This window comes from Streptomyces vastus, from assembly GCF_039532825.1.
Taxonomy (GTDB): domain Bacteria; phylum Actinomycetota; class Actinomycetes; order Streptomycetales; family Streptomycetaceae; genus Streptomyces; species Streptomyces vastus.
This window is the reverse complement of record NZ_BAAASJ010000125.1, coordinates 138,845-153,771: the sequence shown is the minus strand read 5'-3', so window position 1 is coordinate 153,771 and position 14,927 is coordinate 138,845. Positions and strand designations below refer to the sequence as shown.

Annotated in this window: 11 protein-coding genes; 6 read left to right on the top strand and 5 right to left on the bottom strand. The window is 71.4% G+C overall.

What is annotated here, in order from left to right; all coding sequences use genetic code 11:
• Positions 1-9: 9 nt before the first annotated feature.
• From iolB to ABD357_RS43045, 6 genes are all read left to right on the top strand, one after another.
• Positions 10-936, top strand: coding sequence for a 5-deoxy-glucuronate isomerase (iolB, locus tag ABD357_RS43070; protein ID WP_344397129.1), 927 nt, complete (start codon positions 10-12; stop codon positions 934-936).
• A gap of 8 nt (positions 937-944) precedes the next feature.
• On the top strand, positions 945-2,816 hold the full coding sequence (gene iolD, locus ABD357_RS43065) for a 3D-(3,5/4)-trihydroxycyclohexane-1,2-dione acylhydrolase (decyclizing) (RefSeq protein ID WP_344397127.1): 1,872 nt from the start codon (positions 945-947) through the stop codon (positions 2,814-2,816).
• Between the two features lie 45 nt (positions 2,817-2,861).
• Positions 2,862-4,358 (top strand): CoA-acylating methylmalonate-semialdehyde dehydrogenase, encoded by a 1,497-nt coding sequence (locus tag ABD357_RS43060; RefSeq protein ID WP_344397125.1) that lies wholly within the window; start codon positions 2,862-2,864, stop codon positions 4,356-4,358.
• A gap of 39 nt (positions 4,359-4,397) precedes the next feature.
• On the top strand, positions 4,398-5,183 hold the full coding sequence (locus ABD357_RS43055) for a GntR family transcriptional regulator (RefSeq protein ID WP_344397123.1): 786 nt from the start codon (positions 4,398-4,400) through the stop codon (positions 5,181-5,183).
• A 137-nt stretch (positions 5,184-5,320) separates the two neighbouring features.
• Entirely contained in the window at positions 5,321-7,789 is a 2,469-nt protein-coding gene (locus ABD357_RS43050) for a SpoIIE family protein phosphatase (RefSeq protein ID WP_344397121.1), read from the top strand.
• A gap of 108 nt (positions 7,790-7,897) precedes the next feature.
• Complete coding sequence (locus ABD357_RS43045; RefSeq protein WP_344397118.1) at positions 7,898-8,695, top strand: VOC family protein; 798 nt, start codon at positions 7,898-7,900, stop codon at positions 8,693-8,695.
• A 63-nt stretch (positions 8,696-8,758) separates the two neighbouring features.
• Here the strand turns inward: ABD357_RS43045 and ABD357_RS43040 are convergent, their stop codons facing one another.
• From ABD357_RS43040 to ABD357_RS43020, 5 genes are all read right to left on the bottom strand, one after another.
• A complete protein-coding gene (locus tag ABD357_RS43040) occupies positions 8,759-9,994 on the bottom strand; it encodes a hypothetical protein (protein ID WP_344397116.1) in 1,236 nt (411 codons plus the stop codon).
• Between the two features lie 243 nt (positions 9,995-10,237).
• On the bottom strand, positions 10,238-11,689 hold the full coding sequence (locus tag ABD357_RS43035) for an FAD-dependent oxidoreductase (protein ID WP_344397114.1): 1,452 nt from the start codon (positions 11,687-11,689) through the stop codon (positions 10,238-10,240).
• Between the two features lie 47 nt (positions 11,690-11,736).
• The gene (locus ABD357_RS43030; protein ID WP_344397112.1) at positions 11,737-12,939 is read right to left on the bottom strand and encodes a polysaccharide pyruvyl transferase family protein; all 1,203 of its coding nucleotides are present in this window, start codon (positions 12,937-12,939) and stop codon (positions 11,737-11,739) included.
• 126 nt (positions 12,940-13,065) lie between these two features.
• Complete coding sequence (locus tag ABD357_RS43025; protein WP_344397110.1) at positions 13,066-13,980, bottom strand: GNAT family N-acetyltransferase; 915 nt, start codon at positions 13,978-13,980, stop codon at positions 13,066-13,068.
• A gap of 93 nt (positions 13,981-14,073) precedes the next feature.
• Entirely contained in the window at positions 14,074-14,817 is a 744-nt protein-coding gene (locus ABD357_RS43020; protein ID WP_344397107.1) for an esterase/lipase family protein, read from the bottom strand.
• Positions 14,818-14,927: the final 110 nt, after the last annotated feature.

Below are 14,927 nucleotides of genomic sequence, written 5' to 3'. Positions count from 1 at the left end.
AGCCGACCGATGACCAACACGCACCATCTGCCTCTGGGCAAGGCCACCGGCGAGCAGTACGCCGTCGACGTCACCCCCGAGAGCGCCGGCTGGGGCTACTCCAGCCTGCGGGTGCTCGAGCTTGCGCCCGGCGGCACCCACCATTTCACGGCCGGGGACAGCGAGTGGATCGTGCTGTCGCTCAGCGGCGGTGCCGCCGTCGCCGTCACCGACGATTTCGGCGGTGAGACCTACGAACTGCACGGCCGCGCCGGCGTGTTCAGCGGCCCCAGCGACTTCGTGTACGTCCCGCGCGACGCGACCGCGAGCCTCACCTCCCAGGCGGGCGGACGCTTCGCGCTCACCGGCGCCCGCTGCACCCGCCGCCTGCCGGCCCGCTACGAGCCCGCCTCCTCCGTCCCCGTCGAACTGCGCGGCAGCGGCAACTGCTCGCGCAAGGTCCACAACTTCGGCGCGGCCGGGGTCTTCGAATGCGACAAGCTCATCGCCGTCGAGGTGATCACCCCCGGCGGCAACTGGTCCTCGTACCCGCCGCACAAGCACGATGTGAACCGCCCCGGCGAGGAGTCCGAGCTGGAGGAGATCTACTACTTCGAGTTCGCCGACCACGAGGGCACGCCCGGCCTCGGCTATCAGCGGGTCTCGCCGTCCGGTCACGGCCACGGCACGGACGTACTGGCGGAGGTGCGCGGCGGCGACGTCGTACTGATCCCGGACGGCTGGCACGGTCCCTCCATGGCCGTGCCAGGCCACGACATGTACTACCTCAACGTCATGGCGGGCCCCGGCGCCGAGCGCGCCTGGCTGATCTGCGACCACCCCGACCACGCCTGGATCCGCGACACCTGGCCGAGCCAGCCCGTAGACCCCAGACTCACCCTCCCCCACTCTCGGCTTCGCTCGAGCGGGGGGACCCCCACCACTCCGTCTCAGTGAGGTAACCGATGAGCCCCACCCGCCGCCTGACCGTCGCCCAGGCGCTCGTGCGCTTCCTCGCCGCGCAGTACACCCAACGCGACGGCGTCCGGCACCGCCTCATCGCCGGCACCTGGGGGATCTTCGGGCACGGCAACGTCGCCGGGATCGGCCAGGCGCTGCTGGAGGCCCAAGAGGAGACCATGCCGTTCCACCAGGGCCGCAACGAGCAGTCCATGGTGCACGCGGCTGTCGGCTACGCCCGCCAGCTCAACCGGCTCTCCGCGCAGGCCGTGACCACCTCCATCGGCCCCGGCGCCACGAACCTGGTCACCGGCGCAGCCCTCGCCACCGTCAACCGGCTCCCCGTGCTGCTGCTGCCCGGCGACTACTTCGCCACCCGCACCGTCGACCCCCTGCTCCAGCAGCTCGAACACCCCATCTCCGCGGACGTGTCCGTCAACGACACCCTGCGCCCGGTCTCCCGCTACTTCGACCGGATCAACCGCCCCGAGGCCCTGATCTCCTCCGCCCTGAACGCCATGCGCGTACTCGCCGACCCCGTCGAGACCGGCGCCGTCACCCTCGCCCTGCCGCAGGACGTCCAGGCGGAGGCGTACGACTGGCCCGAGGAGTTCTTCGCCGACCGCGTCTGGCAGGTGCGCCGCCCCGCGCCCGAACCGGCCGAACTCGCCGAAGCCGTACATGCGATCCGGGCCGCCGAACGGCCGCTGATCGTCGCGGGCGGCGGCGTCCACCACAGCGAGGCCGAGAACGCGCTGAAGGCGCTCGTGGACGCCACCGGCATCCCCGTCGCCTCCACCCAGGCCGGCAAGGGCTCGCTGCGTCACGACCACCCCGCCGACCTCGGCGGCATCGGCCACACCGGCACCGCGGTCTGCGACGACATCGCGCGCACCGCCGACCTGGTCATCGGCGTCGGCACCCGCTACACCGACTTCTCCACCGCGTCCGCCACGCTCTTCCAGAACCCCGACGTCCGCTTCCTCAACCTCAACATCACCGCCTTCGACGCCCACAAGCTCGCCGCCCGCACCCTGGTCGCCGACGCCCGCGCCGGGCTCGACGCACTCACCGAGGCGCTGTCCGGCCACCGTGTGGATTCGGCGTACGAGGCCGAGTACCGCGCGGGCAAGGAGCACTGGGAGCAGGTCGTGGACGCCGTCTACCGGGCGGACGACGAGAACCAGATCCCCACCCAGACGCAGGTGCTCGGCGCCCTGGACTCCGTGGTCGGCGACGACGACGTGATCATCAACGCGGCCGGCTCGCTCCCCGGCGACCTGCACAAGCTGTGGCGCGCCCGCTCCCCGCGCCAGTACCACCTGGAGTACGGCTACTCCTGCATGGGCTACGAGATCCCGGCGGGCATCGGCGTACAGCAGGCCGCGCCCTCAACTCCCGTATGGTCCCTGGTCGGTGACGGCACGTACCTGATGATGCCGACCGAGATCGTCACCGCCGTCCAGGAGGGCCTGCCCGTCAACCTGATCCTCATCCAGAACCACGGCTACGCCTCCATCGGCGGCCTTTCCGAGGAGACCGGCGGCGAGCGGTTCGGCACCGCCTACCGTTACCGGGCGGCCGACGGCACGTTCAGCGGCGCACCCCTGCCCGTGGACCTCGCCGCCAACGCGGCCAGCCTCGGCATGGACGTCCTGCGCGCCAAGACCGTCCGCGAACTGCGCGACGCCCTGGCCGCCGCCCGCGCCTCGGACCGCCCGACCTGCGTGTACGTCGAGACGGACCCCACGCCCACCGCCCCCGCGGCCCAGGCATGGTGGGACGTACCGGTCGCCGAGGTCGCCTCCCGTGAGGCGGCCAACCGGGCCCGCGAGAATTACGACCAGCACGCGCAGGGACGCCGCCGGCACCTCTGAAGCCCTTCGCCCGACCCCCCGGCTCACGAAAAGGACCCGCACGCCATGAAGACCATCACCCACTGGATCGGGGGCAAGCCCGCCGAGGGCACCTCCGGCCGCTTCGGCCCCGTGTACGACCCCGCCACCGGCGCCCAGGACAAGCAGGTCGCGTTCGCCACCACCGACGAGGTGGACGGCGCCGTCGCCGCCGCCAAGGCCGCGTTCGAGAGCTGGGGCGCCGCCTCGTTCGCCAAGCGCACCGCCGTGCTGTTCAAGTACCGCGAGCTGCTGGACGCGCGCCGCGACGAGATCGCGGCGCTGATCACCGCCGAGCACGGCAAGGTGCACTCCGACGCGCTCGGCGAGGTCGCCCGCGGCATGGAGATCGTCGAACTCGCCTGCTCCATCCCGCAGTTGCTCAAGGGTGAGCTGTCCACGCAGGTCTCCACCCGGGTGGACGTGGCGTCCATCCGCCAGCCGCTCGGCGTCGTCGCGGGCATCACGCCGTTCAACTTCCCGGCCATGGTGCCGATGTGGATGTTCCCGGTCGCCATCGCCTGCGGCAACACCTTCGTGCTCAAGCCCAGCGAGAAGGACCCCTCCGCCTCGTACCGGCTGGCGGAACTGGCCTCCGAGGCGGGCCTGCCCGACGGCGTACTGAACGTCGTGCAGGGCGACAAGGTCGCCGTGGACCGCCTCCTGGAGCACCCGGACATCGCCGCCGTCTCCTTCGTCGGCTCCACGCCGATCGCCAAGTACATCCAGATGAAGGGCATCGAGCACGGCAAGCGCGTCCAGGCCCTCGGCGGCGCCAAGAACCACATGCTCGTGCTGCCCGACGCCGATCTGGACTTCGCGGCGGACCAGGCCATCAACGCCGCGTACGGCTCGGCCGGCGAGCGCTGCATGGCCGTGTCCGTCGTCGTCGCGGTCGGCGACACCGGCGACGAGCTGGTCGGCAAGATCGCCGAGCGGGCCAAGGGACTGAAGATCGGCCCCGGCACCGACCCCGCCTCGGAGATGGGCCCGCTGATCACGCGCGAGCACCGCGACAAGGTGGCCTCGTACGTCTCCGGTGCGGCGGCGCAGGGTGCCGAGGTCGTCGTCGACGGCACCGGCTACACGGTCGAGGGCCACGAGGACGGCTTCTTCCTCGGCGTCTCGCTCCTCGACAAGGTGCCGGTGACGGCCGACGCGTACCAGGACGAGATCTTCGGCCCGGTGCTGTGCGTGGTGCGCGCCGAGACCTACGACGACGCCATGAAGCTCATCAACGGCTCCCGCTGGGGCAACGGCACCGCGATCTTCACCCGCGACGGCGGCGCCGCCCGCCGTTTCCAGCTCGAGGTCCAGGCAGGCATGGTCGGCGTCAACGTGCCGATCCCGGTCCCCGTCGGCTACCACTCCTTCGGCGGCTGGAAGGACTCCCTCTTCGGCGACCACCACATCTACGGCAATGACGGCATCGCCTTCTACACCCAGGGCAAGGTGATCACCACGCGCTGGCCCGACCCGGCCGACAGCGGCGGCATCAACCTCGGCTTCCCCAGCAACTCCTGACGGCTTCTCGAGCAACCGACGCGAAGGGAGGGGGTTCTGGTGGCGAAGAAGGGACGGGCCGCCCGTGCCAGGACCGCCTCCCCGGTCGACGGCCTCGAGATCACGCTGGACCGGGGCAGCCCGATCCCGCTCTACTACCAGTTCGCCCAGCATCTCGAGTCCGCGATCGAGCACGGAACGCTCGCGCCCGGCGATCTGCTGGGCAACGAGATGGAGATCGCGGCCCGGCTCGGCCTGTCCCGGCCCACCGTCCGCCAGGCCATGCAGTCCCTGGTGGACAAGGGCCTGCTGGTGCGCCGCCGCGGCGTCGGCACCCAGGTGGTGCACAGCCAGGTCAGACGCCCACTGGAGCTGAGCAGCCTCTACGACGACCTGGACTCGGCCGGACAGAGCCCCGCCACCAAGGTCCTGCGCAACGAAGTCCTGCCCGCCTCCGCGGACGTCGCCGCCGCTCTCGGCATCCCCGAGGGCGGCGACGTCACGGTCCTCGAGCGGCTGCGCCTGACCCACGGCGAGCCCGTGGCGTACCTGTGCAACTACCTGCCCGCCGCACTCCTGGACCTCGACACCGCCCGGCTGGAGGCGACCGGCCTCTACCGGATGATGCGGGCCGCCGGGATCACCCTGCACAGCGCCCGCCAGAGCGTCGGCGCCCGCTCGGCCACTGCTGAAGAGGGCGAGCTCCTTGACGATCCGGCGGGCGCCGCGCTGCTCACCATGCGGCGCACGGCGTACGACGACACTGGGCGGGCGGTCGAATACGGCACCCACGTCTACCGCGCCGCCCGCTACGCCTTCGAGCTCCAGCTCCTCATGCGCGCCTGAGCTGGCGACTTCCATGGGCCCGGCCGCCCGCCCGGCGGTACGTTGGGGCAATACCGGACACGTGTGGCGGCAGCCGCACGGGGCGCCGGCCGGGGGTGTACGACAACAGACCACTCTCGGGGACGGAGAGGGTCACGGTGGTGACGAGCGAGGAGAGCGGAGTCACGGGCCGGCGGTTCGACGTGGCGGACGCCGCGCCGGTGCTGCTGGACGCGGCCACGGTGGTGACCGGCTGGAGTGGCGACGCCCAGCGGCTGTACGGATACTCCGCGTCCGAAGTCCTCGGCCGTGGCGCCGCCGACCTGCTGATGCCCGAGGACGCCGCGCGCCTTCCGGAACTGATCGAGCGCTGTGAACGGGGCGGCGGCTGGGCCGGTCCCATGTCCGTACGCCACCGGGACGGGCACCCGGTCGCCACGATGGTGCGCGTCGTCCCCGCCCTGGCGCCGGACGGCCCGGCGCGCTGGATGGTGCTGGCCTCCGACATGACCGGCGCCGCAGGCTGGGACATGAGCCGTACGGTCCTGGAGCGGCTGGCCACCCAGTCACCGATCGGCCTCGCCATCGTGGACACGGATCTGCGGTACGTGTGGTCGAACACCGCCATGCAGCAGTTCGGCGGCGGACCCGCGCACGAACGGCTCGGCAAGCGCCTTGCCGACATCCAGCCGGGCCTGGACGCCGAGGCGCTGGAAGTCGTGATGCGTCAGGTGCTGCACACCGGTGTGCCGATCGTCGACCACGAACACGTGGGCCGGGTACGGTCCGCCCCGCACCGGGAGTCGGCGCACGCGATGTCGTTCACCCGGCTCGAGGACGACCACGGCAACCCGATCGGCGTGTACTACACGGTGGTCGACGTCACCGAGCGCTACCGGGCCCGTAGGCGGCTCACCCTGCTCGACCAGGCCGGCGAGCGCATCGGCCGCACGCTGGACGTGCGCCGTACCGCCCAGGAGCTGGCAGACGTGGCCGTGCCGGGGCTGGCCGACTTCGTCGCCGTGGATCTCCTGGAGTCCGTCCTCGAAGGCGGCGAGCCGCTGTCCGGGCCGTTGGACGAGTCGGACGGGGTGCCGCTGCGCCGGGCCGCCCACCAGTCGGTGAACGCGGGCGTCCCGGAAGCCGTCGTCGAGATCGGACAGGCCGCCCGGTACCGGGCGGGGGCACCGCCGATCCGCTGTCTGACCAGCGGCAGATCCTGGCACCAGGAACGGCTCGACCCACTGGCCAAGGAGTGGGCCACCGGCATACCCGGAGGCAGGGCCGCCTCCTTCCTCGACCTCGGACTGCACAGCGTGATGATCGTGCCGATCCGGGCGCGGGGCACCACGCTGGGGATCACCACGTTCTTCCGGAGGCAGTGGCAGGACCCCTTCGAGGCGGACGACCTGAGCCTGGCCGAGGAGTTCGTCGCCCGAGCGGCCCTGTGCCTCGACAACGCCCGCCGCTATACGCGCGAACGCGACGCCGCTCTCGTACTGCAGCGCAATCTGCTGCCGCACCGGCTGCCCGAGCAGGACGCCCTGGAGGTCGCAGCCTGCTACCGCCCGGCCGACGAACTGACCGGCCTCGGCGGCGACTGGTACGACGTCATTCCCCTGTCGGGCGCCCGGGTCGCCCTGGTGGTGGGGGAGGTGGCGGGAGGCGGCATCGAGGCCGCCGCGGCCATGGGCCGGCTGCGCACCGCCGTCCAGACGCTCGCCGACCTGGACCTGCGCCCCGAGGAGGTGCTGGCACACCTCGACGACGTGGTCGTACAGGCCGCGCACCAGGACGACACCGAGCCGAACTCGCGCGGCGGCGGCGTGCACGCGGTGGGCGCCAGTTGTACGTACGCGGTCTACGACCCGGTCGCCGGGCAGTGCGCCTTCGCCGTCGCCGGTCACGCCGCGCCCGCCATCGTCGCTCCCGGCGGCACCGTCGACTTCCTCGAACTCCCGGCCGGCCCCCTCCTCGGCGTCGGCGGCACGCCCTTCGAGTCCGTCGAACTGCCGCTCGCGGCAGACAGCGTGCTGGCCCTCCACACCAACGGCCTGCTCGCGGGCGTCGGGCTCGACCCGGACGAGGAGGCCGCCGCGGGCCGGGAACGGCTGCGCCGTGCGCTGGAGCGGCCGGATCCCCTGCTCGACGACCGCTGCAAGGCCGTGATCGACGCCCTCGTCCCGGCGCGCCCGCCGGACGACGTGGCCCTGCTGATGGCCCGCGTCCGCCGCCTCGACCCGCGCCGGATCGTGTCCTGGGACCTGCCCTCCGACCCCGCGATCGTCGCCGACGTCCGCAGACGGACCGCGCGGCGGCTGACCGAATGGGATCTGGACGAGCTGACCTTCACCACCGAACTCGTCGTCAGCGAACTGGTCACCAACGCCATCCGGCACGCCTCGGCACCGATCCGGCTGCGCCTGATCCTCACCCGGGCCGCCCTGATCTGCGAGGTCTTCGACGGCAGCGCCACCGCCCCACACCTGCGCCATCCCAAGACGACCGACGAGGGCGGCCGGGGACTGTTCCTGATCTCTCAGTTCACCCAGCGCTGGGGCTCCCGCCACACCCGGGACGGCAAGATCATCTGGACCGAGCAGTCCCTCACGGACCCCGCCGTGTGATACGCCGATACGGGCGGCTCCTCGGCGCGCGCGGAGGCGGGGCGCTGGCTAGCGTGAAAGTCGGAGCACGTTCTCGCAGCGACCTTCAAGGACGAAGGAGTCGAAGCCATGGCCGTGGAACCCGAGGGAACGCCGTGCTGGGCCGATGCGATGTTCAGCGATGTCGAGGGGGCGAAGAGCTTCTACGGTGACGTGCTGGGCTGGACGTTCGGCGAGGCGTCGACGGAGTTCGGCAACTACACCGAGGCGTACGCCAACGGCAAGGCGGTGGCCGCCGTCGTACCGCCGATGCCCGGGGCGGAGGAGCAGTCGGCCTGGTGCCTGTACCTCTCGTCGCCGGATGTCATGGCCACCGCCGCCAGGATCCGTGACAACGGCGGCGAGGTGCTGATGGAGCCCATGCAGGTCGGCGACTTCGGCTCGATGCTGCTCGCCCGCGACCCGAGCGGTGTCGTCTTCGGCGTATGGCAGGCCGGCACGCACGAGGGCTTCGAGGCGAAGGCGGTGCCGGGCGCGTACTGCTGGGCCGAGGTCTTCACCCGGGAGCCCGAGAAGTCGGACGCCTTCTTCCCGGCCGTCTTCCCGTACACCGCCCAGCAGATGGAAGACGGGGAGATGGACTTCCGGCTCTTCAACATCGACAAGCAGCCGGTGCTCGGCCGGATGAAGATGACGGAGGAGTTCCCGCCCGAGGTGCCGCCCTACATCAACGTGTACTTCACGGTCGAGGACTGCGACGCAGCGGTGGCGAAGGCGACCGAACGGGGCGGCGTGCTGCGGTTCGGCCCGATGGACACCCCCTTCGGCCGCTTCGCGGCACTCAGCGACCCACAGGGCGCGTCGTTCTCGGTCATCGACATCACCACGACGAAGGGCGAGATGCCGAAGCTGACGGACGTGTCCTGACGGTTCGGGTGGCGGCCGTATTGGGGGGGGAAGCCGGCCGCCACCCTCGTCGTACGGTGCTCGCTAACAGATGTTCTGGCTGCTGTTGACCAGCCGGTTGTTGCGGAACGTCGTGTTCTCGCCGCAGGGGCTCTCCCTGATGGCCGAGTCGGTCACCGTGAGGTTCTGGACGGTGATGTCCCGGTTGTTCGGGAAGTCGGAGCGTGCGGCGAGCCGGATCTCCCCGCCGCCGGTGACGCTGCCGCTCTGGGCGGCGATGTTCACGTTGTAGCAGTTCTCGATCAGCATCGAGTTGTTGCCCGTGTTGGAGATCGACACCTTGTCGATGACCGCGCCGCCGCTCTCCGAGACGCAGAAGACGCCGCGTCCGCCGCCGCGCGCGATGACCTCGCCCACCCGGATGTTCGTCGGGTAGCTGCTGCCGACCCGGCCGTTGCGGTTGGCCATCCGGAAGGCCGCGTAACCGGTGCCGGCGCCCGCGTTGTCCGCGTCCACCTTGGTGACGGTGGCGTTGATGGTCTGGTTCAGCAGCAGACCGGACTCGCCGACATTGCGGGCGGTGACGGTGCCGGCGGTGAAGCCGTCGACGCCGTACGTCTCCACGGCGTGGCTGCTCGCCCCGGACACGTACACGTTGTCGATCCGGACGTTCCTGGTCCACTGGCTGGTGTCGCCGCGGTTGTCGATGCGGACGCCGAGACCGCGCGAAAGCCGCATGTCGATCTGGCCGAGGACGACGTTCTGCACGTTGCGCATGAAGATGCCGTACAGCGGGGCGCCGGTGAGGTTGAGGTGCTGGACCTCGATGTCGCGGGCGCCGCGTGCGTAGACCGGGGCCTGGTCGCCGGAGCCCGAACCGGTGACGTTGATGGTGCCGCAGACGTCGAGGACGGTGTAGCTCGGCAGGGAGACCCTGGACCCGGCACTGATGGAGCCAGAGCCGCGCACGACGACCCGCTCCTTCGAAGTGCGGCCTGACGTAAGGCTGTTGACGGCGGCCTGCATCGCGGCGCGCATGTCGGTGCCGGTGTAGACGACGCTGCTGCCACGGCGGGCGGTCCAGGTGCCGCCGCTGAGCACGGCCTCGGCCTGGTACGAGCCGTCGCCGCACGCCGCCGCGACAGAGGCGGCGGCCGGTTCGGGTGCGGCGGCCTCCTTGTCCTGGGCCGCGTCGGCCGGTGCCGTCAGTACGGCCGCTCCGGTGAGCAGGGCGGTGGCGCAGGCGGCGGTGGCGCCGGCCCGCTTCTTGCGGGTACCCAAGGTCCTGCCGATGAGGTGAGGTGCGGCTCTGCGTCCCATCTCGTCTTCTCCTGTTGTGGGGGCGGATGTTGCGAGGACCGTCGCGCCCGCTGCCCTGTCGTCCGGGCCGTCGTCCCGTCGTCGAAACCGATTCGATTGAATCGATTCACGATCAGGGTGTACGTGACCTGGAGCGACTCGGCTCGGGGAGCGGTGGCGCGTTACCGGAGGTACGCTAGCAAGCGCTTTCTCGCGCGGGTGGTGAGTGTGGCAACGGCCTGACGTGACGTCAAGGGTCCGCGGTCAGAGCGCCGCGGAGGCGCTCTCAGGCACGCCGTCCCGCAACCGCGCCCCCTGGCGCAGCAGTTCGCGCTGGACGAGGGAATGCGGCAGCTCCCGCGGGCTGCGCCCGAGGCGGGAGGCCAGGGCCGCACAGACGCCCGCCGCCTGGCCGGTGGCCATCGCGATGGGCATGACGCGGTACGAGGAGTGGGCCACGTGCGTACCGGAGATGCAGCGCCCCGCCACCAGCAGACGGTCGGTGTCCTGGGGCAGCAGACAGCGCAGCGGAATGTCGTAGAAGCGGCCCGTGGGCACCCGCTTGAGGAGCGTGCCGGTGCCCTCCGGATTGTGGATGTCGATCGGATAGGCGCCGTGCGCGACGGCGTCCGCGAAGGTGCGGGCCTCGAGGATGTCGTTGCCGGTCAGCTGGTAGTCGCCGACGATGCGGCGGGTCTCCCGTACGCCGATGTGGCTGCCGCTCTGCGCCACGTACGCGTGCTCGAAGCCCGGTACGTGGGTGCGCAGGAAGTGGTCGATCTGAGCCAGCTGGCGGCGGGCGGTGTACTCGGCGCGACTGAGGTCCCAGACGCTGGTGCCGAGCGCTCCGGTGACGCGCGTGCTGTTGACGCTGACCTCGCGGGGGTGCGGGGTACCGAAGAACAGTACGTCCTCGCGCGGCAGCCGGAGCTCGCCGCCCTCCGTGGCCTCCCTGACCAGGTCCCACAGGCCGTGCACGCCGCGCCACTGGTCGGGATGGGCCCGTACGTACTCGGCGAACCGCGGCCGCAGGAAGTCCACGACGCGGAACATGAGCGTCATCGGCTGCACCAGTCCGTCCTCGGGGCGGCCGATCTCGTACGGAGCTCCGCAGGCGGCCGCCACGTCGCCGTCACCCGTGCTGTCGACGACCACGCCCGCGTCGATCACCACGGGACCCGACTTGGTCTCGAAGACCACGCGCCAGCCGTCGTCGAGCGGCAGCGCGGTGGAAGCCAAGGAGTGGAACAGCATCCGTACGCCCGCCTCGTCGAGCATCTCCAGCAGGACCGTTTTGAAGATCTCCGGGTCGAACGGCACGGTGTAGCCGGTCTCGACGGAGGGCGGTACGCAGCCGCCGCTCGCGGTGAGGCGCTCCATCAGCCGCCACAGGACGCCGGCCACCACCGGCTCGCCCTCGCCGTGGTCGGTGGGCAGCAGCCGGGTGTCCTCACCGTTCTCGGTGAACGCGGCCTGTTTGTGCTCGTTGTGGAACGACATCAGGGGCATGACGAGCGCCACGGTCGCATTGCCGCCGAGGAACCCGTACCGCTCGACGAGCACGACCTCAGCCCCTGTGTCCGCTGCGGCGAGCGCGGCGCCGCAGCCGGCGGGGCCGCCGCCGACCACCAGGACGTCGGTCCGGCCCGCGTACTCGGCGTCCCGCGGCGGCAGCGTGACGGTACGGAACTCGTCGGGCGGTTCCAGGATCGGCATGGCTTCCTCCCTAGTCCTCCCCTCGGTGCTCTTCGGGCCGCCGTACGTCAGGGCCTCGTACTCAGGTCCTCGAGGCCGGAGCCGGTGCGCAGGCCGACGTCGATCCCGTCCAGCAGGGATCCGCAGCGGGTGCAGGTCTCCCGGGCGAGCCCGCACAGCTCCCGGACCCGCGACTGCATCTCCTCGCGCCGCTGCGGATACTCGTCCCAGAGCCGGTCCACCTCCGCAAGCAGCAGCCCGGCCTGCTCCCGTGCCACCCCGACCAGCGCCGGAGCGCCCACCCGGCGCGCGAAGTCGAAGACCTTGCCCGAGTAGGGGAGCGGCAGGATGGGCAGCCCGGAGACCGCCGCGAAGATCAGGAAGTGCAGGCGCATGCCGACGGCCAGGTCCAGGTGGCGCATAAAGCCGAGGACCTGCCCGGGGCTGTAGGTGCCGTTCATGATCCGGCCCTGGTCCGGCGCGGACATGTGCGAGAGCACGGCATGGGCGTGGCGCACGTCATGGCGTTCCATCGGCATGAACACCACATGGGCGTCCAGGCGCCGGACCAGGAAGTCGGCTACGTCGGCGAGCAGCGCGTGATAGCCGCCCTCGTCCAGCTTCTCGGCCGCCCGGCCCGGTTCCCGTACCGACATCCCCACCAGACGTTTCCCGGTCGGGATGCCCTCGTGTGTCATCATCCGGCCGGAGAAGGGTTCTGCGGACAGCAGCAGCGCCGGGTCGGCGGTGACCGTGAGTTCGCGCTCCACCCCGACCTCGTCGAGGACCAGGCCGGACTCCTCGTCCCGTACCACCACGTCGTCCATCCGAGGCAGCACGGTGCGCACCGCCTCCCGGTCGTCGGGCTCCCTCAGCGGGCCCGCGCCGACGGCGTAGGCGAAGGTGCGCACCCCGTGGTCCTGTGCCGCACGGACCAGCCGCAGATACCGGCGCGCCTCTCCGTCGTAGAGGATCCCGCCGCCGCCCAGCACCAGCAGGTCCAGACCGGACAGCGTGTCCAGCAACTGCCGCTGGGCCACGCCCTCCCAGTCCACCACCTCGTCGGCGCCGCGGTGATGGCTGCGGGTGTGTTCGGCGTTCCGGCTGAAGACGACGATCCGGGCGTGCGGGCGATGGGCTCTGAGGCAGCCCAGTACGCAGGCCAGAATGGACTCGTCGCCGAGGTTGAAGCCGCCGTACGAACCGAGGACACCGATCCGCGGTGCCGACGTCCGGGAGAACGAGGGCGGGCGCTGGGCAGCGTGGGTCATCCATGCGCTCCCGTCGCGTCGGAGTCGGCCGGTACGGGCTCGGGTTGCCCGGCCCGGGCGTGACAAACACCCCGGAAAGGGGCGAGCGCGAGTGGGCGCCCCGGCCGCCGGCCCCAGCGTGAGGCGTCACCGGCCCTGAGCGTGCGGCTTCGGCGCGACATCGAGCAGCCGGTCGTACTCCCACAGCTGGTCGACCACTTCGAAGCCGGCCTCGTGGAAGAGGCGTGGGGCGGTACCGGTGGTGCCGGTCGCTCGCCACGTCGTGCCGACGGCGGCGACGACATGCGTGGCGCCCTCCTCGGTGAGCAGGGCCAGGGCCTGGTCGAGCAGTTTGCCGGCCAGGCCACGGTGGCGGTACTCCGGCGCCGTCTCGATCCAGTACAGGGCCGCGGTCCGATCACGTGCCGTGCTCACCACGATCTCGGCGATCGGCTCTGCCGCCTTGTGGAGGACCAGCCGGTGCCCCGGCGGATACTCGCAGGGGTACACATCGGCCACGAGCTTGGTGGGCGAAGGACCGGGCTCGAGCTGCCGGAGCAGATAGTGGCCCCTCAGTCGGCCGGTGAAGCCGAGCCCGACCAGTACGTCATGCGTCGCGGCGCGGTGCGCGCGGGGCAGGCCGCCGGGGCCCAGAGTGCCCGGCGAGGCCGCCGTGAACGCCTCGATCCGCGGGCACTCGCCGAGCGCGGTCAGGGCGTGGGCGACCAGGTCGTGCAGGGCCGGGGTGTCCTCGCGGGCGTGCAGGAGATGGATCAGCCCGGAGCGCAGGTCCTGCCAGGACAGAAACGCGATGGCTCCCCGTGGCCGGTCGGCGGTGTCGGCGAGCACGCTCAGCCGCGCCCGGGCCGGTGCCTGCCAGCCCGCCGCGGACGGGCAGCCGCGCAGCGCTGCGTTCGGCAGCTCCGGTGTGCAGCGGGGCTGTCCGGGCAGTCGGTCGGCATCGATCAACTCCCGTACGGCCGACTCGTCCCCGGCCTGGTACGGGCGCACACGCCATCCGCGCCGACCAGGCGCCGCGGTGATGCCACCGTCTTTGCGCATGGTGTGTCGTCTTCTTCCGGCATTGCTTCCGGCATCCGCTGGGTACTCCAGCCTCTCGCAGGCTGCCCGCCCTGTCTTGGGCAGGCGGCGGGCTCAGCCGGCCAATGGGAGCTCCATGGCCTCGGTGAGGACGTCGCGGACCCCGTGGATGACCGTCCCGTGCACCGGCAGCATCAGATGTCCGACGCCGTCCACGAGGACGTTGCGCACCTGCAGGTCCGGGTGGTCGATACGGGCCCGGCTGCTGGGGATGATCGCTTCGTCCAGGTTGCTGTAGAAGGCGACGAACTGGCTGCGGCAGCCGGCACACGGCTCCGCCAGCTCGGCCAGCAGCGGACTTCCCGGGCGCAGCTGGCGCAGCACGGGGTGCGGGGGAGCCCACAGCGCCATCGCCGTGCCGCTGTGGGGTGTGGCCAGCGTGATCACCAACGGCACATGCGCGTCTCCGCCCAGCCGCTGCACGTAGTAGCGCGCGATCAGGCCGCCCATGCTGTGCCCGACGAGGCACACGGGCCGGCCGCCGTTCTGTTCCCGGACCCGTTCGACCTGCTCGCCCAGCATGCGGGCGGCGACCCGGATGTCCGGATTCAGCACGCTGTACGTCGCCGTGACGAACGGCCCTGCCCCGCAGCCGCGCAGCCCGTTCTGCAGCTTCGAGAAGATCGATGGACGGTCGGCGAGCCCGTGCACGAACACGACCGGCATGCCCGACACCCCGAACTCACCCTCGCTGTCGTCCGGCAGCAGCCGGCGGTCGACGGCGCCGAGGAGCCCGGCGAACTGCCGTACCCCCCACAGCGCGAGATCCAGGGGCAGACCCGCCAGCCGCACGGTCATCCACCCCGTCTCCAGAGTGACTCCTCGTAGGGTCACCAACCATGGAACGGGAAGTCGTGGTCCCCTCAGTGAAATGCTCGTGGTACTCATCTCCGAGACGACACCCACCG